This is a genomic window from Sphaerotilus sp. (genome assembly GCF_041083715.1).
In the GTDB taxonomy this organism is placed as follows: domain Bacteria; phylum Pseudomonadota; class Gammaproteobacteria; order Burkholderiales; family Burkholderiaceae_C; genus Sphaerotilus.
On the sequence record NZ_JBFPGY010000281.1, the window covers coordinates 1 to 22,930 of the forward strand.

General features: G+C 67.9%; 17 protein-coding genes. 4 read left to right on the plus strand and 13 right to left on the minus strand.

The features are described 5' to 3' along the window. The 4 genes from AB3X43_RS12750 to AB3X43_RS12765 all read right to left on the minus strand — a co-directional run. A partial coding sequence (locus AB3X43_RS12750; protein WP_369430228.1) for a transglutaminase family protein occupies positions 1 to 2,651 on the minus strand: 2,651 nt, incomplete at its 3' end. A 20-nt stretch (positions 2,652 to 2,671) separates the two neighbouring features. Beyond that, positions 2,672 to 3,628, minus strand: a complete 957-nt coding sequence (locus tag AB3X43_RS12755; RefSeq protein WP_322590237.1) for an alpha-E domain-containing protein — start codon at positions 3,626 to 3,628, stop codon at positions 2,672 to 2,674. A gap of 15 nt (positions 3,629 to 3,643) precedes the next feature. Continuing rightward, positions 3,644 to 5,077, minus strand: a complete 1,434-nt coding sequence (locus AB3X43_RS12760) for a circularly permuted type 2 ATP-grasp protein (RefSeq protein WP_369430229.1) — start codon at positions 5,075 to 5,077, stop codon at positions 3,644 to 3,646. Next, on the minus strand, positions 5,074 to 7,548 hold the full coding sequence (locus AB3X43_RS12765; protein ID WP_369430230.1) for a DNA internalization-related competence protein ComEC/Rec2: 2,475 nt from the start codon (positions 7,546 to 7,548) through the stop codon (positions 5,074 to 5,076). The genes AB3X43_RS12760 and AB3X43_RS12765 overlap by 4 nt, the downstream gene beginning before the upstream one ends. A 136-nt stretch (positions 7,549 to 7,684) precedes the next feature. Here AB3X43_RS12765 and AB3X43_RS12770 point away from each other — a divergent pair, with 136 nt between their 5' ends. The 4 genes from AB3X43_RS12770 to AB3X43_RS12785 all read left to right on the plus strand — a co-directional run bounded on the left by AB3X43_RS12770 (position 7,685) and on the right by AB3X43_RS12785 (position 11,171). After that, a complete protein-coding gene (locus AB3X43_RS12770; protein WP_369430231.1) occupies positions 7,685 to 8,143 on the plus strand; it encodes a RidA family protein in 459 nt (152 codons plus the stop codon). Next, positions 8,140 to 8,667, plus strand: coding sequence for a disulfide bond formation protein B (locus AB3X43_RS12775; RefSeq protein ID WP_369430232.1), 528 nt, complete (start codon positions 8,140 to 8,142; stop codon positions 8,665 to 8,667). The genes AB3X43_RS12770 and AB3X43_RS12775 overlap by 4 nt, the downstream gene beginning before the upstream one ends. 154 nt (positions 8,668 to 8,821) lie before the next feature. Further along, positions 8,822 to 10,396, plus strand: coding sequence for an ATPase, T2SS/T4P/T4SS family (locus tag AB3X43_RS12780; RefSeq protein ID WP_369430233.1), 1,575 nt, complete (start codon positions 8,822 to 8,824; stop codon positions 10,394 to 10,396). Continuing rightward, positions 10,374 to 11,171: a hypothetical protein gene (locus AB3X43_RS12785; RefSeq protein ID WP_369430234.1), complete on the plus strand. Its 798-nt coding sequence runs from the start codon at positions 10,374 to 10,376 to the stop codon at positions 11,169 to 11,171. The genes AB3X43_RS12780 and AB3X43_RS12785 overlap by 23 nt, the downstream gene beginning before the upstream one ends. On the opposite strand, the gene AB3X43_RS12790 is transcribed toward AB3X43_RS12785, so the two are convergent. The 9 genes from AB3X43_RS12790 to AB3X43_RS12830 form a co-directional block, all read right to left on the minus strand. Continuing rightward, the gene (locus AB3X43_RS12790; protein ID WP_369430235.1) at positions 11,123 to 12,550 is read right to left on the minus strand and encodes an ATP-binding protein; all 1,428 of its coding nucleotides are present in this window, start codon (positions 12,548 to 12,550) and stop codon (positions 11,123 to 11,125) included. The genes AB3X43_RS12785 and AB3X43_RS12790 overlap by 49 nt on opposite strands. Beyond that, positions 12,547 to 13,257 carry a winged helix-turn-helix domain-containing protein gene (locus tag AB3X43_RS12795; RefSeq protein WP_369430236.1) on the minus strand — a complete coding sequence of 237 codons (711 nt, stop codon included), beginning with the start codon at positions 13,255 to 13,257 and terminating at the stop codon, positions 12,547 to 12,549. Before AB3X43_RS12795 ends, AB3X43_RS12790 begins: the two co-directional genes overlap by 4 nt. Positions 13,258 to 13,693: 436 nt before the next feature. Next, positions 13,694 to 16,039 (minus strand): DNA topoisomerase IV subunit A, encoded by a 2,346-nt coding sequence (gene parC, locus AB3X43_RS12800; RefSeq protein ID WP_369430237.1) that lies wholly within the window; start codon positions 16,037 to 16,039, stop codon positions 13,694 to 13,696. Between the two features lie 54 nt (positions 16,040 to 16,093). Beyond that, complete coding sequence (locus tag AB3X43_RS12805) at positions 16,094 to 16,516, minus strand: hypothetical protein (protein ID WP_369430238.1); 423 nt, start codon at positions 16,514 to 16,516, stop codon at positions 16,094 to 16,096. 335 nt (positions 16,517 to 16,851) lie between these two features. Then, positions 16,852 to 17,973 carry a hypothetical protein gene (locus AB3X43_RS12810; protein ID WP_369430239.1) on the minus strand — a complete coding sequence of 374 codons (1,122 nt, stop codon included), beginning with the start codon at positions 17,971 to 17,973 and terminating at the stop codon, positions 16,852 to 16,854. Positions 17,974 to 18,097: 124 nt separating this feature from the next. Then, positions 18,098 to 18,766 carry a response regulator gene (locus tag AB3X43_RS12815; RefSeq protein ID WP_369430240.1) on the minus strand — a complete coding sequence of 223 codons (669 nt, stop codon included), beginning with the start codon at positions 18,764 to 18,766 and terminating at the stop codon, positions 18,098 to 18,100. Beyond that, the gene (locus AB3X43_RS12820; RefSeq protein ID WP_369430241.1) at positions 18,763 to 20,349 is read right to left on the minus strand and encodes a GAF domain-containing sensor histidine kinase; all 1,587 of its coding nucleotides are present in this window, start codon (positions 20,347 to 20,349) and stop codon (positions 18,763 to 18,765) included. Before AB3X43_RS12820 ends, AB3X43_RS12815 begins: the two co-directional genes overlap by 4 nt. An 18-nt stretch (positions 20,350 to 20,367) precedes the next feature. Continuing rightward, positions 20,368 to 21,597, minus strand: coding sequence for a mechanosensitive ion channel (locus AB3X43_RS12825; protein WP_369430242.1), 1,230 nt, complete (start codon positions 21,595 to 21,597; stop codon positions 20,368 to 20,370). A 38-nt stretch (positions 21,598 to 21,635) separates the two neighbouring features. Beyond that, a partial coding sequence (locus AB3X43_RS12830; protein ID WP_369430243.1) for a toprim domain-containing protein occupies positions 21,636 to 22,930 on the minus strand: 1,295 nt, incomplete at its 5' end.

Here is a 22,930-nt window from a genome sequence, read left to right on the forward strand (position 1 = left end):
GTGCGGTCCACCAGCCACGGCGGCATGTCCGTGCCGTAGACCGCCTTGCTGCGCTCGATCTCGGCCAGCGCGATTTCCAGCTCGTAGATCTGGTCGTTGCGGGCCTCGTCGACGCGGGGCGCCTGGCTGGTCGGGCCGATGAACATGCCCGAGAACAGGTAGCTCAGGGACGGGTGGTTGTGCCAGTAGGTCAGCAGCGAGGCCAGCAGGTCCGGCCGGCGCAGGAAGGGCGAATCCGACGGCGTGGCACCGCCCATGACCATGTGGTTGCCGCCGCCGGTGCCGGTGTGGCGCCCGTCGAGCATGAACTTCTCGGTCGACAGGCGGGTCTTCCACGCGGCGTCATAGAGGAACTCGGTCTGCGAGACCAGATCGCGCCAGCTGTGCGCCGGATGGATGTTGACTTCGATGACCCCAGGGTCCGGCGTGACCTGCAGCACCGTCAGGCGCGGATCGCGCGGCGGCGGGTAGCCTTCGAGCACGATCTGGACCCGCAGATCGGCGGCCGTGGCTTCGACCGCAGCCAGCAGGTCGAGGTAGTCCTCCAGATGCGCCAGCGGAGGCATGAACACATAGAGCACGCCCGTGGCCTTGCCGACCCCTTCGGCCTTCGGGCCATTGGCGCGGCGCGGGTCACGCGCTTCGACACACAGTGCGGTGCGGGTGATCCAGTGCGCCGACTCGAAGCGCTGTGGATGGCGGGCCAGCTCCTCGGCATTCAGCGCAGAGAGGGGTGACAGCGGAACCGCGCGTGGAACCGCGCCCGGGCCATGGCCCGCGTCGGTCGTCGGGCCCGCGCCAGAACCGGGCGTCGCTGCGTCGGCACCGAAGACATCGCCGAAGGCGTAGTCGCCTTCGGTCGGACCGCCACGCTGCAGCGCCACCGTGCCCCCTTCGGCAAAGCCGCCGCCGATGACGTGGGCCGCGTACTGGCTGCGCACCTGGGATGCCGGTGGCAGCGGTTCACGGTGGGCGAACGGATCATGGTCGATCTGGTAGGGATAGTCCTTCTTCGCCACCCAGGGCAGCGAGTCCAGCGGCAACCGGTAGCCCATCGGCGAGTCGCCAGGGATCAGGTACATGCGCTCGTCGCGGAAGAACCACGGGCCGGTCACCCAGCGCGGACCGGCCAGACCGGGTGCGCCTGCCGGCTTGAGCGGCAGCACGTAGCCGATCGGCTCGTCCAGCCCCTGCGCGAACACGCGGCGCAGGCGCACCCGCTCCAGCTCGTCCTCCAGCCGGCTGTCGAACGGATCGACGTTGACCGGCAGACGGCGTTCGCGCCACAGGTAGTACCAGGTGTCTTCAAAGCCGGTCTGCACGAACTCGTCGGTCATGCCCAGCTTGGCGCTGAGCAGGCGGATGAAACGCTGTGCATCTTCGGCCGTGTACTGGTGCGGGTCGCGCTCGTCGGCGAACAGCTCGGGGTTGTGCCAGCAGGGCTGGCCATCCTTGCGCCAGTAGATCGACAGTGCCCAGCGCGGCAGCTGCTCGCCCGGGTACCACTTGCCCTGGCCGAAGTGCAGGAAGCCGCCCTGCCCGTACTCGTCCCGCAGTCGGCGCACGAGTTCCTGCGCGTAGAGGCGTTTGGTCGGGCCAAGCGCGTCGGTGTTCCATTCGGCGCCATCCCGGTCATCGACCGAGACAAACGTCGGCTCGCCGCCCATCGTCAGGCGCACGTCGCCCGCGACCAGCTCGGCGTCCACCGCTTCACCCAGCGCCAGCATCTCGCCCCACTGGTCTTCGGTGTAGGGCTTGGTGACCCGCGGCGATTCCCAGATGCGCGTGACACGCATCTCATGGCTGAATTCGACTTCGCACTTGTCGACGGCACCGCTGATCGGCGCCGCGCTCGACGGCTGCGGTGTGCAGGCCAGCGGGATGTGGCCTTCGCCGGCCATCAGGCCCGAGGTCGGGTCCAGACCGATCCAGCCCCCGCCGGGCAGGTAGACCTCGCACCAGGCGTGCAGGTCGGTGAAGTCCACTTCGGTGCCGCTCGGGCCGTCGAGGGCCTTCACGTCCGACTTCAACTGGATCAGGTAACCCGACACGAACCGCGCCGCCAGCCCCAGGTGGCGCAGCGTCTCCACCATCAGCCAACCCGAATCGCGGCACGAACCCGACTTCAGCGTCAGCGTCTCTTCCGGCGTCTGCACGCCTGGCTCCAGACGGATGCCGTACTGGATGTCCTGCTGCAGCCGCTGGTTGAGGCCGACGAGGAAGTCGATCGTGCGCACTTCCTTGCGGTCGATCGAGTCCACGAAGGCCTGCAGGGCCGGCGTGGCAGGCTCCGGCACCAGATACGGTGCCAGCTCCTGCTTCAGCCCGTCCTCGTAGACGAAGGGGTAGTTCTCGGCGCTCGGCTCCAGGAAGAAGTCGAACGGGTTGTAGACCGACATCTCGGCCACCAGATCGACGGTGACCTTGAAGTGGCGCGTCGGCTCCGGAAAGACGAGGCGGCCCAGGTAGTTCGAGAACGGATCCTGCTGCCAGTTGATGAAGTGGGTCTCAGGCTCGACCCGCAGCGAATACGACAGGATCGGCGTGCGGCAGTGCGGCGCCGGCCGCAGGCGCACGATCTGTGGCGCCATGTTGACCAGGCGGTCGTAGGTGTAGTGGGTGACGTGACTGAGCGCGACGTGGATGGACACGGGAGAGTGCTTTCTTGGATTCAGTGAACGGCCACGAGGAAATCGCGGCTGATGCCGGCCCCGAGGTCGCCGACGCGGTCGAGGAACTGCGTCAGGTAGGCGTGCAGGCCGGTCGACAGGATCTCGTCGATGCGGCCGAATTCCAGATCCGCGTGCAGCCGCCCCGCGCGGCGCAGCGTCTCGGACGTGGCGTCGGGTGCCACCAGCTTCAGGTTGGCGACGACCTCCTGCGTGCAGGCCGCGAGCGAACGCGGCATGTCCTGGCGCAGGATCAGCAGTTCGGCCACCTTCTCGGGCTGGATCACGTTGCGGTAGACCTTGCGGTAGACCTCGAAGCCGGACACCGAACGCAGGATCGCCGACCAGTGGTAGAAGTCATATTCCTGATCGCGGGCATCGGCGGCGCCGTAGAAATCGCTCTCGACGGCGTGGAACTTGACGTCCAGCAGGCGGGCGGTGTTGTCGGCGCGCTCCAGAAAGGTGCCGATGCGCACGAAATGCAGCGACTCGTCCTGCAGCATGGTGCCGACCTGCACGCCGCGCGAGAGGTGCGAGCGGAACTTGACCCACTCGAACAGCGCGCTCGGGTCGCGCTCGAAGGTGTTCTCGCGCAACAGGCGGTTGAATTCGAGCCAGGTCTGGTTGGTGGTTTCCCAGACTTCGGTCGTCAGCGCGCCGCGGACGGCGCGGGCATTCTCACGCGCCGCCCGCAGGCAGCAGAAGATCGACGACGGGTTGCGTTCGTCGCGGACCATGTAGTCCATGACGCTCTTGGCAGTGACCTCGCCATAGCGGCGGGCGAAGTCGCCGCTCAGCTCGGAGATGCTCAGCAGGCCGCGCCAGCCCAGCTCCGAGACGGCCGTGGACTGCGGCAGCAGCGCAGTCTGGTAGTTCACGTCGAGCATGCGGGCGGTGTTTTCGGCGCGCTCCATGTAGCGCGACATCCAGAACAGGTGATCAGCAGTGCGTGACAGCATTTGGTTCAATCCTCATCAATCCTCAAGCACCCAGGTGTCCTTGGTGCCACCGCCTTGCGACGAGTTGACCACCAGAGAGCCTTCCTTGAGGGCCACGCGGGTCAATCCCCCCGGCACCATCTGCACCGTCTTGCCCGACAGCACGAAGGGTCGCAGATCAATGTGACGCGGCGCCACGCCCGATTCGACAAACGTCGGGCAGGTGGACAGGCTCAGCGTCGGCTGGGCGATGTAGTTGCTCGGATTGGCGACGAGCTGCGCGCGGAACGCGGCGATCTCGGCCTTGGTGGACGCCGGCCCGACCAGCATGCCGTAGCCACCGGCGCCGTGCACTTCCTTCACCACCAGCTCGTCGAGGTGGTCGAGCACGTACTTGTAGTCGTCCTGCTCACGGCAGAGGTAGGTCGGCACATTGTTGAGGATCGGCTTCTCACCCAGGTAGAACTCGATCATCCTGGGCACGTAGGCGTAGATCGACTTGTCGTCGGCGACACCGGTGCCGACCGCGTTCGACAGCGTCACGTTGCCGGCACGGTAGACCGACAGCAGCCCCGGGCAACCCAGCGTCGTGTCCGGGCGGAACACCAGCGGATCGAGGAAATCGTCGTCCAGCCGGCGGTAGATCACGTCCACGCGCTTCGGGCCGCGGGTGGTGCGCATGAAGACGAAGTTGTCCTTCACGAACAGGTCCTGGCCCTCGACCAGCTCGACGCCCATCTGCTGCGCGAGGAACGCATGCTCGAAGTAGGCCGAGTTGTACATGCCGGGGGTCAGCACGACGACCGTCGGGTCGTTGACGCCGTTCGGGGCGACCTCGCGCAGCGTCTCCAGCAGCAGGTCCGGGTAGTGCGCGACCGGCGCGACACGGTGGCTGGCGAACAGGTCCGGGAACAGCCGCATCATCATCTTGCGGTTCTCGAGCATGTAGCTCACGCCGCTGGGCACGCGCAGGTTGTCCTCCAGCACGTAGTAGTTGCCGCTGCCGTCCGGGTTGGCCGCCCGCACGATGTCGATGCCGGAGATGTGCGAGTACACGCCGCCAGGGACATCCACGCCGATCATCTCGGGGCGGAACTGCGCGTTGGAGAGGATCTGGTCGGCTGGAACGATGCCAGCCTTGACGATTTCCTGGCCGTGGTAGACGTCGTGGATGAAGCGGTTGAGCGCCGTGACACGCTGTCGCAACCCCTTCTCCATCTCGCGCCACTCATGGGCAGGAATGACCCGAGGGATGAGGTCGAACGGAATGAGCCGCTCGGTGCCCTCGCCGGAATCCTTGTCGCCGTAGACGGCGAACGTGATCCCGACCCGTCGGAAGATCATTTCGGCTTCTTCGCGGCGGGCATGCATCACCTCGCGCGGCTGCTGTGCCAGCCAGCGCTCATAGGTCCGATAGTGTTCCCGCACCGAAGTGCCGGTGGCATTCATTTCGTCGAACATCGGTCTCATGGGTGTGGTTGATCGTTGAGAACAGACTTAGCAATATCAGGGCCATCGGCCACCAGCGGTACAGGGTCGATCAAATGCCAGTAGCGGATGCGCTGATCCCGTGCGCACCAATGTGTCCCGTCCGCACTCTGCCAGTGCCACGCACCACATTGGGTCGTCCGGACCATCGAAATACCCTGCTTGGCATAGCGCTCCATCACCAATGGCGCTGGATGGCCATAGCGGTTGTGCCGCCCGGCTTGCACGATAGCCCAGGTCGGTTGCACTGATTTGAGAAAGTACAACACCGAAGAAGATCCGCTGCCATGGTGAGGCACCAGCAGCACCTCGGCCTTCAGGCGCTCCGGCTGGCGGATGACCAGACGCAGCTCCTGGTCGATGCCGATGTCGCCCGTGAGCAGCAGCACCCGGCCGCCACGCGACGCCACCCGCAGCACACACGACACCGCGTTGGGCCGCAGCACGGCGAGTCCCGGTCGGTCGTGGTCGGCCGCCTCCGGATGCAGCACCTCGAAACGGACGCCATCCCACTCCCAGCGCGTGCCGGCAGTGCAGCGCTGGTGGGGTGCGCGCTCGCGCAGCGGATGCCCCGGTTCCAGCGAACTCTGCACCAACCCGACCGGCAGCGCCTGCATCACCGCGCCCGCGCCACCGCTGTGGTCCGTGTCGCGGTGGGTGATGATCAGCTGGTCAAGCGCGCGCACACCGAGCGCCCGCAGCAGCGGCACCAGCACCCGCTCGCCGGCATTGCCTGCTTCCCCATGGCGGCCATACGCAGGCCCGGTGTCGTAGAGCAGGCTGTGGCGGGCCGTCCGCACCAGCACGGCGTTGCCCTGGCCGATGTCGGCGGCGAGCAGCTCGAACTCCCCATCGGGCGGCAGCGGCAGGGCGGGCCACAGCATCGGCAGCAGCAGCGGCAGGCCCGCCAGCCGCTGCACCGCGGGCAGCGGTGCGACCAGCAGCGCGGCCGCCGCGATGCCCAGCACCTGGGCCCACGCTGGTGCAGCCGGCAGGTGCACGCTCGCCCAGGGCCACGCAGCGAGCGTCTGCAGCACATGCATCAAGCCGTCAACCACCGGCAGCGCCCAGACCCACAGCGGTGGCAGCAACAGCCCGAGCAGCGCCAGCGGCGTGATCACCAGTGTGACCAGTGGAATGGCCACGGCATTGGCCAGCAGCGAAACCAGCGAGACCTGCTGGAAAAACAGCAGTGTCCACGGCGCCAACCCGAGCGTGACGACCCACTGCGTGCGCCAGAGGCTGCGCAACTCCCGCGACACGCGCCCGCGCCAGCCGGAAACCACCGCCACCTCGGACGGAGAGCCGCCCAGCATCAGCAACCCGACCGCGACGAACGACAGCCAGAACCCGGCCTGCAGCATCGCCCACGGATCCCAGGCCACCACACCTGCCGCCGCTGCCAGCAGGATGCGGCCACCCGACCAGCGCCGTGCGCCACTGCGCAGGAGCACGACGATCGCCAGCATCAGCACCGTGCGCTGCGCCGGCACGCCCCACCCCGCCAGCAGCGCATACGCCACCGCCACCGCCAGACCACCCCAGCGCACGATGACCGGCGCCGGCTGTATCAACAGCCACGCGCTGTGCAAGCGCCAGATGCGCCCGAGCGCCACACCGCCCAACCAGCCCAGCAGCGTGACGTGCAGGCCGCTGATCGACACGAGGTGTGCAACGCCCGTCGTGCGGAACACCGCCCAGTCCTCGCGCTCGATCGCCGCCTGGTCGCCCACCCCGAGCGCGGCCAGCAGCCCGGCGGCGGGCGTGTCGCCCAGGCGGCCACGCAGGCGGTCACGCAGATCCTGGCGCCACCGGTCCACCCATTCGCCACCGGTCTCGCCAAGCAGTGCAGGGACCGTACCCGCGCGGCTCTGCACCGTGCCGACGGCACCGACCCCCCGCTCGAACCAGCCCAGCGCGGCATCGAACCCATGCGGGTTGACCGGCCCGTCCGGCAACCGCAAGCGCACGGGCAGGCTCCAGCGCTGGCCGGCACGTGGCATGGTCACCGCAGTGAACGCGGCGCCATCGCCAGACGGATACCAGGACAGGCTCAGTCGGGTGGGAACGCCCTCCGGCACGGGCGGATCCGTGCGCTCGACCGCCAGTTCGAATCGGATGCCCTCGGGCCGCCACACAGGCAGCCCGGACACCACGCCGGTGACGCGCATCGGCTGCATCTCCAGCATGGGATCCAGCCGGTCAGCGAGCCGCTGGTGGGCCCGCCAGTCGGTCACCGACCAGGACAGCAGGGCGGCCGACAGCATGAACAGGACACCGGCAGACCATTGCGGCCGAATGACCGTTCGCAGCCAGAGGCACAGTGCACCAGATGCAGCCGCCAGCAGGTAGGCCTGCGGATCCGCCACGGTGGACTGCTGCAATTGCAGCGCACTTCCGCCCAGCCAGCCCATGGCCACCCACCATCCACCGCTGCCCAGCCGCGCGTTCACGGACGCTCCCTGCCTGTCGGCACCATGCCCCGCCCCCCGGAGTTTCATCTGCAGCCAGTGTAGGATCGTGCAGACACTTGGCATGGCACATTGCGATCTTTTCACTTGACCACCTGAAGATTTTCCGGAACCTCCCATGAGCATCCCCCAACGCCTCCAGGACCTGGGCATCACGCTGCCGCCCGTGGCCATTCCCGCCGCCGCCTACGTGCCGTTCGTGCGCACGGGCAACCTCGTCTTCCTGTCCGGCCACATCGCCAAGCAGGACGGCAAACCGTGGGTCGGCCAGCTCGGCAGGACCATGACCACCGAAGAAGGCCAGCGGGCCGCCCGCGCCATTGCCATTGATCTGCTCGGCACGCTGCAGGCCGCCATCGGCGATCTGGGCCGCGTGCGCCGCATCGTCAAGGTGATGAGCCTGGTCAACAGCACCAGCGACTACACCGAGCAACACCTGGTCACCAACGGCGCCTCGCAGCTGTTCGCACAGGTCTTCGGCGACCAGATCGGGGCCCATGCCCGCAGCGCCTTCGGCGTGGCGCAGATCCCGCTCGGGGCCTGCGTCGAGATCGAGTTGATCGCCGAAGTCGAATGAACGCCGCGCACATGCTGAGGCGCCACACGCGGGCAGTGCTCGTGCTGATCGCGCTGGCCTGTCTGGCCAGCGTGGGTGGCGCATTGTTCGCACAGCACCACTTCGGCATGGAGCCCTGCCCTTGGTGCATCCTGCAGCGCATCCTCTTCCTGGCGATCGCGGTCGTCGCGCTGCTGGCGGCGGCCCTGCCGGTCGGAGGCCTCGGGCGGCTGTCGAAGGTGCTGTCATCGACGCTGGTCGCAGGACTGGGCGCAGCCGGCGGCGCAGCAGCGCTCTACCAGAATCTCGTCGCCTCCAAGCTGCCATCGTGCGACATGACACTCGCTGACCGGATCATTTCAGGCCTCGGGCTGGATGCGTGGCAGCCGGAAGTGTTTGAAGTCCGTTCGTCCTGCGCCGATGCGGCGGTGTCCCTGCTCGGTGTGCCATTCGAACTCTGGAGTTTCGGCCTGTTTGCATTGATCACAGTGATCGCCGCGGGTTTGGTGCTGGTTGCCTTCATGCCAGAACCAGACAATATGTGAAATAATTTGCGGAATTTGCCTCATATTTCGCCCTTCATGTCCATTTCATCCACGCCTTTGTGCCGAGCCCCGTACTTGACGGGGCGCGTCTCTGGGGGCGTCGGCCCACAGGCAAGGGGCGGTCGCAGTCCACGGCATGGGGCCTAATGGCACCATGAGCGAGCAGGAGCAGACCAGGATGCTGGCGCAGGAACAGGCCGAACGGGTTGTCCAGCGCCTGATGCGGCGATACAGCGCCGATACGCACCGCCCCATGCCCCCGTCCACACAGGACGGTGCATTCCGTGACTGGCTAGGGCTGGCCAGCGGCATGCCACCGGCCGAGCTGACACGGGCCAGCGTCGAGCAGGCCGATACCCGCCTGATCCCGATGGACGTCAGCCGACAACGACTGTGCGTGGCGCTGCGCGCCGCGGACGGCGCGATCGCACTGGTGCTGGCCGACCCCTTCGACCGCGACCACCGCCTGTGGCTGGAGGCGCGTCTGCGCGATGCCGGCCACCCGCGCACACGCTGGTACATCACGCCGGTCCAGGCGCTGCTCGGCTTCATCGACCGGATCGAGCAGACCCGGCGAACCGATGAGGCCCTGCGCACCGGCGTACGCCAGCCGGGCCACGGCAGGCCGACGGAAACCGCTGCACTGCGCCACATCAACGACATGCTCCGGCAGGCGCTGGGCGCACACGCCACCCACCTGCACTGGCTGCAGGCCGAACCGGCGCCGGATGACAAGGTGGATCCAGCCTCCGGTGTCTGGCAGATGCGTGTCGAGGGGAGCCTGCGCCGTACCGCCGCGCCAGAGACACCGGGGCCCTCGTTCGACGCGGTCTTCGAGGCCCTGCAGGCAGCAGCAACCCGCGACGGCCACCTGCCGGTGGTGCATGCGGGGCGCCAGTGGACGGCCCACATCACGGTGCTGCAGCGCCCGTTGCCCGATGGCAACGTGCAGCGCGCTGCAGTACTGCGCCTCCCAGTGGTGGCGGTCAATCGCCACCCTCCCGGACTGGATGAACTCGGACACGACAGCGGCACGCTGGAGCGGCTGCGGCATTCCCTGCAACTCGCCCACGGCCTGTGGCTGGTGGTCTCGCCGCCAGGGGCTGGCAAGTCCGAAACCTTGCAGGCGCTGGGACGGGAGCTGGGCGCCTGCGGCCAGCGCGTGCTGCGGCTGGTGCGACCGACCGTGCCCGAACTCGCCAGCGCCCTGGCACAGGATCCGGACCGGCTGCTGATCGACGAGCTGGATACGCCGGAGGCGGCCGCCCGCCTTGTCGACGAAGCCCTGAGCGGGCGCCCGGTCGTGCTGAGCGTGGCCGCACCCGATCCATGGTCGGCACTGATGCGGCTGGAACGCCTGGGCGTGTCGGCGCCGGTGCTTGCTGTCACGCTCAAGGGCGTGCTCATGCAGAGCCTGCTGCGTCTGAACTGCCCTTCGTGCAGCCGGCCAGTGGCCTCATGGCATGCCGGTCAGCCCCCCTCGGTGCGCGGCACCGGTTGCCAGGACTGTGACCACACCGGCCACATGGGACGCCAGGTGATCAGCCGCTGGCTGGCACTGACGCCACCACTGGCCGATCTGCTGACCACGCCTGCACCACACCGGCCGCTGCAGGCCGCAGCGGGCCGGGAAGGCTACGCCGGCCTGCAGGACGCTGCACTCGAATGGGTCACGGCCGGGCTGGTCTCGCGGGAGGAAGCCCGACGTGTCGCTGCGATGGCGGTCTGAGCTGCTGCTGGAGCTGCGCATGCGGGGCTGCCAGGCCCAGCTGCTCGGCCCTGGCTGGACGCAGCAGAGCCAGGCGTCCGCCAGTGCGGGCGGCAGTGGTGGCAGCGCGTTGTCGGCAGCGCTGGCCGCGCTGCGGCTGGCCGATGTCGACACGCTGCCGTCGATCGCCCATCTGCGGGTGGCGGACGAATATGTGCTGCACCGGTTGATCGAAGGCGACGGCCCGCGGTCGGCGATGCTGGAACAGGCGCGGGCGCACTTCGACCAGGCGCTGGGCCCCGGCGAGCGCCACGTGATGCTGATGCCACTCGGTCGGCGACGCCGCCGCTGGCTGGCGAGCGCCGTCAATGCCAGTGACCTCGCCGCGTGGACCGATGCCCTGCAGCAGGCGGGGGTGCACCTGGAAGACATGCAACCGATGCTGTTCGACGAGTGGCAGCACCTGCGCGGACAGATCCGCGACGAGGATGCCGTGCTGGCGCTGTTGCGCGAGGAAGGCGCCACCCTGATCCGGCTGATCGACGGCCTGCCGGTGGATCTGCTGTGGGAACGCTTCGATCCGGGTGACAGCGCCACGCTGGACCGCCGACTGCGCGCCTTCGCACGCACACCGCAAGGCCGCAGCCTGCGTCCGGCATGGGCCCAGACCGACCATTCCGGCACGCCAGCCCCGGCCGAAGCCACCCAGGTGATCTACCTGCTGCCCGAAAGCAGGACGCTGTGCCGCTACGTCTGGGACAACGACGCGGCGCGGACCGGTCCGCTCGAGCCCTGAGGCGGATCGGCCGGATCGGACTCGGCGCCGGACAGCGCCATGCCGACCTGCACACGCAGGCCGCCCAGCTCCAGTGAGCGGTCGACCTCCACCGAGAGCTGCAGCGCCAGCGCGATGCGACGCACGATCGACCAGCCCAGGCCACTGCCCGGCCGCTCGTTGCCGAGGGCCCGGAAAAAGCGCTCGCCCAGCCGCGCCAGATGCTCCGGCGGCAGACCGGGGCCGCTGTCCTCGACCACCAGCATCACCCAGTCCGGCATCACCGGCACCACCGACACCCGCACCGTCGCCCCGCGCGGGCTGTAGCGCAAGGCGTTGTCGATCAGGTTGCGCAGCAGCACCGCCAGCAGCGTCGGCTCGGCGCGCACCCGCAGCCAGCCCTCCTCTTCGGGCGCGTCCAGCTGCAGCTCCTGGCCTTCGTCGAACGCGGCCGAGGCGATCTCGACCACCTCGTCGCGCGCCAGCACCACGAGGTCGACCTGGTTCAGGCGGGCCTGGGGTTCGGCCTCCAGCCGGGCCAGCGTCAGCAGCTGCTGCACGAGCCGGGTGGCGCGGTCGCAGCCCACCAGCGTCGCCTGCAGCGCGTGGCGCCGTGCGGCCGGATCGTGCACGGCGAGTGCAGCCTGGGCCTGGGCCCGGATGCCGGCGATCGGCGTGCGCAGCTCGTGTGCGGCATCGGCGGTGAAGCGCCGCTCGGACGCCAGCAATGCGGTCGTTCGTTCGAACAGCTCGTTGAGCGCACTCACCAGCGGCAGCAGTTCAGTGGGCGCATCGTGCATCCGGATGGGATCGAGCGCGGCCGGATCCCGGCTGGCCAGCTCCTTGCCCAGCCGGTCCAGCGGCACCAGGCCCAGCCGGACGGCCCACCACACGCTCAACCCGAGCAGAGGCAGTGCCACCAGCAGCGGCAGCAGCGAACTGCGCAGCACCGCCTGGAGAATCTCGGCACGCGAATAGCTCAGCTCACCGACCAGCACGATCACGTCGGACTGGGCCGGTCGCGCGGCGAAGACACGCCAGTCCCGGCCGGCCAGGTGAGACGCATGGAAGCCAGGCTGCAGCGGCGCGAGCGGCTCGGACGGGGCATTCCACGAGTGCATGTCCAGCTGCCCCGCACGCCAGACCTGGAAAGCGACCCGCGGCGAATAGCGGTGCAGGTTGTTGGCCGGCGGCAGCAACACCTCGCCACCGTCCTGCAACTGCAGGGCGACCAGCAGCGCCGCCGACTGCGCCAGGTGACCGTCGAGCAGATCGTCCAGCTCGCGCCGCGTATCGGCCCACGCCAGCACCGCGGCCAGCAGCCACAGCAGCGACACCCCCGCCAGCACCCGCCGCAGCAGCCGCGTACGCAGCGAACTGCTGGCGACACGGGTGGTCACAGCGGCGCGAGACTGCTGTCCGGGCCAGCGTCGGTGGCCGCCGGGCTGGACTGGGCCGCAAATGCATAGCCGACACCACGCACTGTGCGGATGCGGTGCGAGCCGAGCTTGCGGCGCAGGTGGTGGACATGCACCTCGATGGTGTTGCTGCCCACTTCCTCGCCCCAGCCGTAGAGGTGGTTTTCGAGCTGTTCGCGGGTCAGCACACGACCCGGACGCAGCATCAGCACGTGCAGCAGGCTGAACTCGCGGCTGGAGAGCTTGACCACCTCGCCATCCGCCCAGACCTCGCGCGAAGCTGGCTGCAGATCGACACCATTGCAGCTCAGGCGGTCCTGCGCCTGGCCATGGGAGCGACGCACCAGTGCCCGCAGCCGGGCCGCGAGTTCATGCAGGTCGACCGGTTTCACGACGTAGTCGTCTGCGCCAAGATCGAGCGCCTGGATGCGCTGGGGAACGGCGTCGCGGGCCGTCAGCACCAGCACAGGCGTCACCACGCCGCGGGTCCGCAGGTTGTTGAGCACATCCATGCCATCGACACGGGGCAGGCCCAGATCGAGGATCGCCGCGGTGTAGGTCTGGTTCAGCAGCTCGCGCTCGGCAGCCACGCCATCACGCACCCAGTCCACCTGAAACCCCAGGGCCTTGAGCCCTGCGCGCAGACCATCGCCCAGCAAGGGGTCGTCTTCTGCCAGCAGCAATCGCATGATTTGAAAATATCCCTCAGTGAATCCCTGATGCTAACGGTTGGGGATGAAGGCCGCCTTAGTCTGAAACAATTCCTGCCCCGGAAAAAAGAAGGCCCGGCCAAGAATGGGCCGGGCCTGAAAGCCCGCGCCACCTGAGTGGCACGGTGCGGGGGAACTGGAATCAGACCAAGGATCGACCACCGGCGCGACAACTGTAGAAAGTTGGGACACCACAACCATCAGACAGCTCCATTGGCCCAAGGCACCGGGAATATTTGGCTCACGACAGTTACGATTCGATCACAATCCAAGTCGCCAAAACAACGACAGGTTACACAGACAACCTTAACTGAGATTAACCAAGGCTGTTTTTTATCAATTGCGGCCCAGCAATATCAACTCAACCAAATGGCAATATGCGGCCAAGAATGGCCGCACTGCTTGATCGGGCCATTCAAAAGGCAGCGATACCCTGAACCTTGATGGTCGTGTCGATCGCGCGTCCCTTGCGCGCACGTCGGCCGACATGGGTGGCGAGCGCCGCTGGTCGCAGGTCCTCGTCGCGGGCCTTGGCACCACGCCCTACCCCACTGACCCGCAGCCCGGTGGTGAAGGGCACCACCATCCGCAACGGATCGACGGTGTCGACCTCCATCAACACCAGGCCACGCCCGCCGTTGGGTTGGTGCTTGAGTTCCCCCAACCCGAACACCAACAGCCGCCCACCGCCCGCCAGGCAGGCGATCTGCGTGTGCGACGGTGCCACCGTGACAGGCGGGAACCACTGCTCGCCAGGCTCCAGGGTCAGATAGCTCTTGCCGCCCTTCTGGCGGGTGACCAGATCGCCGAGTTTCGCCAGCAAGCCCGTGCCGCCGCTGTGCGCCAGCAGCAGCATGCGGTCCGCGGGTCCAGCCAGGTAATGCAGGATCTGCGTGCCAGACTCCAGCTCGATCAGCGACGTGATCGGCGCCCCATCGCCGCGCGCCCCCGGCAGCGCGCTGACCGCCACCGAGTAGACACGCCCATTGCTGCCGCAGACGATCAGCGGATCGACCGTGCGGCACTCGAAGGTGCCGTACAGCCCGTCGCCGGCCTTGAACGCGAACCCGGCCGGATCGTGCCCGTGGCCAGTGCGCGCACGCACCCAGCCCTTCTGGCTCACCACCACCGTCACGGGCTCGTCGATCACCTTGACTTCGGCAACCGCCCTCTTCTCGGCCTGGATCAGCGTGCGGCGGTCGTCACCGAACGCCTTGGTATCGGCCTCGATCTCGCGGATCACCAGCCGGCGCAGCGAATTCGGGTTGCCGAGGATGTCCTCCAGCCGCCCCTGTTCGCCGCGCAGCTCCGACAGCTCCTGCTCGATCTTGATCGCCTCCAGCCGAGCGAGCTGGCGCAGGCGGATTTCCAGGATGTCCTCGGCCTGCCGGTCGCTCAGGCGAAAACGCGCGATCAATGCGGCCTTCGGCTCGTCGCTCTCGCGGATGATGCGGATCACCTCGTCGATGTTGAGCAGAACGGTCTGCCGCCCTTCGAGGATGTGGATCCGGTCCAGCACGCGTGCGAGCCGGTGCTCGGTGCGCCGGCGCACAGTGGCCAGCCGGAAGCCGATCCACTCGGCAAGCATCTGGCGCAGGCTCTTCTGCGTCGGCCGGCCGTCGGCGCCCACCATGGTCAGGTTGACCGATGCGGAGCTTTCCAGGCTGGTGTGCGCGAGCAGCGTGGTGATGAGTTCCTGCTGGTCGATGGCGCGGCTCTTGGGCTCGAACACCAGCCGCACAGCCGCGTCCTTGCTCGACTCGTCGCGCACGCCATCGAGCACCGACAGCACGGTCGTCTTGAGCTGCGTCTGCTCGGGTGTCAGCGCCTTCTTGCCGGTCTTGATCTTGGGATTGGTCAGCTCCTCGATCTCTTCGAGCACGCGCTGGCTGCTGGCGCCTGGCGGCAATTCCGTGACCACGAGTTGCCACTGGCCGCGCGCCAGATCCTCGATCTTCCAGCGGGCGCGCACCTTCAGCGAGCCACGGCCGGTGCGGTAGGCATCGCGGATGTCGCTCTCGCTGCTGATGAGCTGACCGCCACCCGGGTAATCCGGACCGGGCAGCAGCGCGTGCAGCGCATCGTCGCTCAGTGACTCGTCGCGGATCAGCGCCACCACGGCGGCCGACACCTCGCGCAGGTTGTGGCTCGGAATCTCGGTGGCCAGGCCGACCGCGATGCCGGACGCCCCGTTGAGCAGCACGAACGGCAGCCGGGCCGGCAACTGGCGCGGCTCTTCGGTCGATCCGTCGTAGTTGGGGATGAACCCGACCGTGCCTTCGTCGATCTCGTCGAGCAGCAACCGCGAGATCGGGGCCAGCCTGGCTTCGGTATAGCGCATGGCCGCGGCACCGTCACCGTCGCGCGAACCGAAGTTGCCCTGGCCATCGATGAGCGGGTAGCGCAGCGCGAAGTCCTGCGCCATGCGCACCAGGGCGTCATAGGCAGCGGTGTCGCCGTGCGGGTGGTAGCGGCCAAGCACGTCGCCGACAACGCGGGCGCTCTTGACCGGGCGGGCGCCGCTGGTCTGGCCGCTGCTGCTGCGGGAGGTGGTCAGGCCCATGCGCTGCATCGCATAGAGGATGCGGCGCTGCACCGGCTTCTGGCCATCGCAGACATCGGGCAGTGCCCGGCCCTTGACGACGCTGAGCGCGTATTCCAGATAGGCACGCTCGGCGTAGTGCGCGAGGGTCAGGGCGTCATCGCCGGAGCCGGCATCACCGGCGGGAGCGGAAGAGAAATCGATCGTGGTCTGGTCCATCTTGCGGCAGTCGGGTCACGGCATGGCCCGCTGCCCAGTGGAGACCGGCGCGGGTCAGCTCAGGCGCAGTGGTGCACCCGCGGCGCGATTGTGCAGGACATCGCTGCGAACGCCGAACGGGTCCGCCGGAGCCGACCAGTCGGTCAGACTGAACCGGGTGATCGGCGCCTGGCCCATGCCGGACTCCACCTGGGTCCAGTCGGCACAGGTGTCGGCGAAACAAGGCGGCAGAAGTTCCTCGGACACGAGGTCTGGTGCTTCACGGACCGGCGCGCGTCGCACCGAGGGCGGCAACTCGACCCGTGCAGGCGCAGCAGGCAAGGCGGGCGCCGACGACCGGCCCGGTGGCGCCGTGACACCGGGAGGGGCGTCACGCCGATCACGGCGGATCCGCATCCAGCGCCGCCCGGCGAACAAGACCACCAGGATGAAAATCAGCAGCAGTTGCACCAGGATGGAGGCCGTACCGAGTTCCATGTGCGGATCCTTCAGGTGTCCGTCAGCAGCCTGCCCCCTGTTTGCAGCCCATGCCTGGGTCGAAATGAAAAGTGCCACCCAGACTGGATGCGAAGCAATTGTTCATTGTTTTGAGTTCGTGCATTCGATTCGAATTGACCTTCCCCCATGACAGTTGTCTTTTTTGAAAAAAGACCCTCCCTGTCAGTTGTAGTTCCCTGCGGGCCATCCGCGGGGGGGAGGATGTGCGGCCCGCCAGCGCATGGTAGGCACGCCTGCTCCGGGCAGTACCGGACCGAGGTCCGGGGCCGGCCTGTACCAAAGTCGGGTTCGCTGCGCTCGGATGCGACAGGGGATCACCAGGCGGCTTGATAGGACCGCGGATTGAAGCGCGGATGGCGCGTGATGGCACCGATGTCGACAAACTCGAAGTCGTTGAGCTTCATGCGCTGGATCTGCCAGATCGTCAGACGACCCCAGCGCTCGTCTGGATCGCCTTGAACGTAGAAGTCCGAGCCGATATCGGCCACGTAGAGACCGTACTTCTGCATCGCCCGCGCCAGCACCTTGGCTTGGGCTGTCCACCAGAACGGGATGTCGAAGTCCGCCTTCAGACGCAGCAGCGCGCCGAACGGAATGCCATCGGCCCGGGCCGTTCCAGCCGAGTGGCTGGCCGGCCAGGTGTGGCGCCGGTCGAGCACGGCGTCACGGAAGGTCACGCGCAGCGCATGGGGAATCACGCCGGCCTCGACCTCGTCGGCGCGCGCCAGCAGCGGCAGGATGGGCAGGCCGGCCGCATCGGCGGAGGTCCAGCCATCGGGCCGCATCTCCATCGACTTCAGGTCCCAGGCGGCCGTGGAGTAGGCACTCCAGTGGCCGTTCACCTGGTAAGTGAAATAGCTTTCCCAGAGGCGGCATGCTCCCTGCTCCAGCACCAGCACGTGCCGGTCCCCGCAGGCCGCCGGGTCGTTGCACAGGCCATGCTCGGCCTTGAGCAGCGCGTCATTGGGATACGGAAAGCGCCGGCGCGACGGGATCAGGCTGTCGCAGCCACGCTTGAGCGCAGGCAGGCCCTGGTCACCGACCGCACAGTCGCTTTCCGACGGCACACCGCTGCCGTTCGAATCGCGTGCATCCTGGATGGAGTGGCTGACGAGCGGCCACCGGGTCGTGGCTGGCGTGCCGTCGACCACACTGACGGGAATGCCGTAGTAGTGGCTGGTCTGCACGGGATCGACCGTGCGACCCCAGTCGGCGTGCAGCTTGCGCCCCAGACCGATGGAGCCCAGCCAGGCGGCGCTGCGCTCGTGCGGCGGAAAGCGCTGCACGTCGTCGATGCGCTGGCTGAAGACGGCGCTGGAGGGGAACAGCTCGCAGCCGGCCAGTGCCGGCGCGGCCTGCACGGCAACGCCTGACAGCGCACAGAACGCCATGGATGCGACGAGCACGCTGGCGCGGAAACAGGAATGAACGGACATGGGATCGGGGCAGCAGCCGGGTGGAGACATCGATCGCCCAGTATCGATGCATCACCGCCTCCGCCCACACTGGATCCTGGTCGCAACCCCGGGTGAATCTGGCAGATTCCGGGTTTCACGGCTTTCAGTTGGCCGGCACCAGCTTGTGGCGCAAGGCGACGAGCACCGCCTCGGTGCGGTTGCTCACGCCGAGCTTGCTGAGGATGTTGGTGATGTGGAACTTGACCGTCGGCAGCGCAATGTGCAGCTGGTCCGAGATGTCCTGGTTGCTCAGGCCGCGGGCCATCAGCGCCAGCAGCTCGCGCTCGCGCTGGGTCAGGTCGGCGCCGGGGGCGGCATGCTGCGACACGCTGATCAGCGCCTCGGTGGCTTCGGGCGACAGCACGCGGCGACCGCTGAAGGCAGCGCGGATCGTGTTGACCAGCTCATGCGCCGACGCGGTCTTGGTGAGGTAGCCCACGGCTCCCGCCGCCAGCGCCCGCTGCACCTCGCCAGGCTCGGTCAGGCTGGTGAGGATCAGGAAGCGCGTCTGCGGCGCCAGTGGCCGCAGCTGCCGGATGGCCTCGATGCCATCCATCTGGGGCATCAGCAGGTCCATCAGCACGATGTCCGGCTGCAGCGTCGGGATCATCCGCACGGCGTCCGCGCCATGCCCGGCTTCGCCGACACAAAGGAAGTCGCTCTCACCCGCGATCATCCCCACCAGACCGGCGCGGATCATCGGGTGGTCGTCGACGATGAAGACGCTGACGCGTGCCGGATGAGCGTCGCTCTTGTGGTCGTTCTTGTTCATGGCAGTTCCAGCCGGATTTCGGTGCCCTCGTCCGGTCCCGAGGTGATGTTCCAGGTCGCGCCGATCTCGGCCGCCCGCTCGGCCATGTTGCTCAGACCGAAGTGGCCCGGTGGCGATGCACCGGGGTCGAAGCCATGCCCGTCGTCGGCGATGCGCAAGCGTCCACCGGTGCCGTGCTCGGGCACGATCCATTCGATCACGGCATGGCGTGCACCGCTGTGGCGGCCGATGTTGGACAGCGCCTCCTGTGCGATGCGGTAAATATGGATGCGGCTGGTGCCAGGCAGCCGGTCTTCGTGCGCCAGGCGGTGCGAGACCTCGATCGTGCCTCGGCTGGCCAGTGCGTCGATCGCGTACTGGAGCAGCTCCGCCAGTGGCAGGTGCTCCAGTGCATCGGGACGCAACTCGAACATCAGCAGCCGCATCTCCGACAGCGCGCCCTTGTTGAGCCGCTCCAGTGCCTCGGCCTGCTGCTGCAGCGCAGCAGCTCCCGCGTCACCTCCGGCCAGCCGGGACGCCAGCCGACCCAGCGTGCCCGCGATCACATTGGCTGCGAACAGGGTCTGCGACACCGCATCGTGCAGATCGCGGGCGATGCGGTTGCGCTCGGCCACCACGGCCTGGTCCTTCTGCTGGGCCAGCAGCTGTGCGTGGCGCATGGCCAGCCCGGTCTGGCTGCCGACCGCCGTGAGCAGGCGCACCCGCTCGGCGTCGAAGAAATCCGGCTCCTGGTGGTCGACCCGCAGCACGCCCATCACCGACTCGCGCGACTTCAGCGGCACCGCCATCCAGGCCTTCGTGCCCCGGTACAGGCCCGACGTGCGCGCATCGTCCGACAGCCAGGACCACAGCCACGACAGCAGGCTCTGCCGCACGCGGTTCTCGACAATGGCCGCGCCTTCACGCTCGATGTGCTCGTAATGCTGCAGATTCGAACGCGACAGGCGCATCCCGGTCAGGTCATCGGCGGGCAATGGCCCGGCATCGTCGTCGTTCTGGCGGTAGCCCATCAGGACGACCTGCCCGCCTTCGTCACGCGCGGTGCGTGACCAGACCGAGGCGCTGGTGTAGGCCATGGTCTGCTCCAGCGCGCCCAGCGCCTCGGCGACCAGTTCATGCAACTCCGTCTTGCTGGCCAGTCCGATCGAGAGGTCCTGCAAGGTGGAGAGTTCATGCGTGCGCAGCTCCAGGCGCCGGCCCAGGATCTCGGTCTGCGCGATCAGTTCGCGCTGTCGCCGACGCCAGACTTCGATCAGCCGGCGCAGACCCGCGCTGGCACGCTGCAGCTCGGCGCTGCAGGTCTGCAGCGGCAGATTCACGTCATCGAGCGGGGTGCTGCGGCGCACGATCCGGGTGGCCGCGATGAGCTGGCGCAGCGCGCGGCCCACACGGTGGGCCAGCAGCGCGCTGACCACGGTCGACAGCCCAGCCGTGGCCAGGACCGCACCGACAAGTTCCGGTGCCACCCGCAACCCCCAGTGCAGGATGGCAGCCACCAGCAGCGCAGGCAGCAGGATCACGACCGCGAACTGCCACGCCAGCGGGCGGCTGTCGAAATGGCGGCGACGCAGTCGGACCCACATGCCGTGCTTGGTCCGCGCTCAGTCCGGAAACTGGATGGGCGGCGTGTCCGACGGCGGCGGCTCGGTGCGCAAGGCCTGCACGGCTTCTTCCAGCAGGCGCCCCGCCACATGGCGACCGCCCACCCCCACGGCGACGGCCACGCCCACCGCGATCGCACCCACCACCGAGCCGAAGGCGATGCCGACGATGTCCCCCGGCAGTCCCGCCTGGCGCAGCGCCAGCGCAGCGGTGAAGAACAGGATCGCGCCACGCACCAGGTTCGCCAGCGCTGGCGCGTTCACCGCCGAACCCGCGCGGATCAGGCCGGCGACCCAGTTCGACAGCCAAAGCCCGCCGATCATCACGACACCGGCGACCGCGACGCCCGCCATCACGGCCCCCAGATTCACCACCAGTTTGGTCAGGATCGCGAAGCCCAGCACCTCGCAGGCCTGCATCACCGCGACGATCACGATCGCGAACATCACGACCGAGCCGGCCAGCTCCGACGGCGAGCGCGCACCAGCGCGGCCCATCTCGCCCAGACCGAGGTGTTGCGACAGCTTGTTGAACCCCATGCCGCTCAGCACGCCAGTGGTGATGCCCGCCACCGCACGCCCGATCAGCGCAGCGACCGCGACGATGACCGCCGAAGCGGTGATCTTCGGGATCAGCGCGATCACCGTGTCGAGCAGGTTGCTCACCGGCTTGGTGACAGCATCCAGCCCGAGCGGCTCCAGCGCTGCGGCCAGCACCGGCAGCATGATGAAAGAAAAGACCAGCGAGCCGACCAGTCCGGCCAGCCCACCCTCGCCCAGCGAGGTGGTCAACCCCATGCGCTCGGCCACCCTCTCGGAACCAGCAGCACGCAGCATGCCGGTGACGATCTGGCGCACGATGCGCGCCACCAGAAAGCCGATACCGAACACCACGATGGTGCCGACCAGATTCGGCACGAACCCCATGATGCGCGACATCATGACGTTGACCGGGTCGAGCAGGCCCTTGAGTTCGAGCGTCTCCAGCAGCCCCGGCAGCGTGAACAGCCAGACCACCCCGACACCGACATTGGCCAGCATCGCCGAGAAACCCGGCGACTGCAGCTTCTCGTCGAGCTGGCGCTTCTGGCACAACCGCGTGACTGCCGTGCGCACCAGCCGACTGCCGATCCACGCGACCAGCAGCATCACCAGCGCGCCGATCACCTTGGGCGCGTACGGCCCCAGTCCGGCCGCCACCGATCCCACCACACCCTTGAACTGCTCCATCTCTCCACCCCCATCACCGGCCTGCAACCGGTCAGACTTCAGACATCCACGTCCACGGCATCGCCGTGCAGCTCCATCAGTTCGCGCCGGGACGCCGCCTCGCCCTTGCCCATCAGACGGGTCAGCGCAGCGGTCGTCTCGGTCACGCCCAGTGCACCGCACTCCACCCGCATCAGCCGGCGCGTGTCCGGATTCAGCGTGGTCTCCCAGAGCTGCCCAGCGTTCATTTCGCCCAGCCCCTTGAAACGGCTGATGCTCCAGGAACCGTCGCGCGCCCCTTCCTTGCGCAACTTGTCAAGTATCGCCTGCAATTCACCTTCGTCGAGTGCGTAAAATTTCGCGGCTGGCTTCTTGCCGCGGGCCAAGGCATCCACGCGGTACAGCGGCGGCTTGGCGATGTAGACATGGCCGTTCTCGACCAGCTGGGGGAAATGGCGGAAGAACAGCGTCAGCAGCAGCACCTGGATGTGCGAGCCGTCCACGTCCGCGTCACTGAGGATGCAGACCTTGCCGTAGCGCAGACCCGACATGTCGGGTCGGTCGTTCGGACCGTGCGGATCCACGCCCACCGCCACCGCGATGTCGTGGATCTCGTTGTTGGCGAACAGGCGGTCGCGCTCCACCTCCCAGGCATTGAGCACCTTGCCCCGCAGCGGCAGCACGGCCTGCGTTTCCTTGTTGCGGCCCATCTTGGCGCTGCCACCTGCAGAATCGCCTTCGACGAGGAAGACCTCGTTCATCGACAGGTCGCGGCTCTCGCAGTCGGTCAGCTTGCCGGGCAGCACGGCCACGCCCGAGCCCTTCTTCTTCTCGACCTTCTGCCCTGCGCGCTGGCGGGCCTGCGCCTGCTTGATGACCAGTTCGGCCAGCTTCTTGCCATGTTCGACGTGCTGGCTCAGCCACAGCTCCAGCGTCGGTTTCACGAAGGACGACACCAGCCGCAGCGCGTCGCGGCTGTTCAGGCGCTCCTTGGTCTGGCCCTGGAACTGCGGATCGAGCACCTTGGCCGACAGCACGAAGCTGGCCCGTCCGAACACATCGTCCGGCATCAGCTTCACGCCCTTGGGACACAGCGCGTGCATCTCGACAAAGCCCTTGACCGCCTGGAACAGGCCGTCCTTCAGGCCCGCTTCGTGGGTGCCGCCGGCGATGGTCGGGATCAGGTTGACGTAGCTCTCGCGCAGGTTGGCGCCCTCTTCGCTGAAGGAGACGCACCACTCGGCGCCCTCGCCCTCGGCGAAGGTCTCGTCGGCAGCGGCGCTGGCGTACTGCGCGCCATCGAACAGCGGGATCAGCGGCTCGCCGTTCAGGTGCTGCGCCAGGTAGTCGCGCA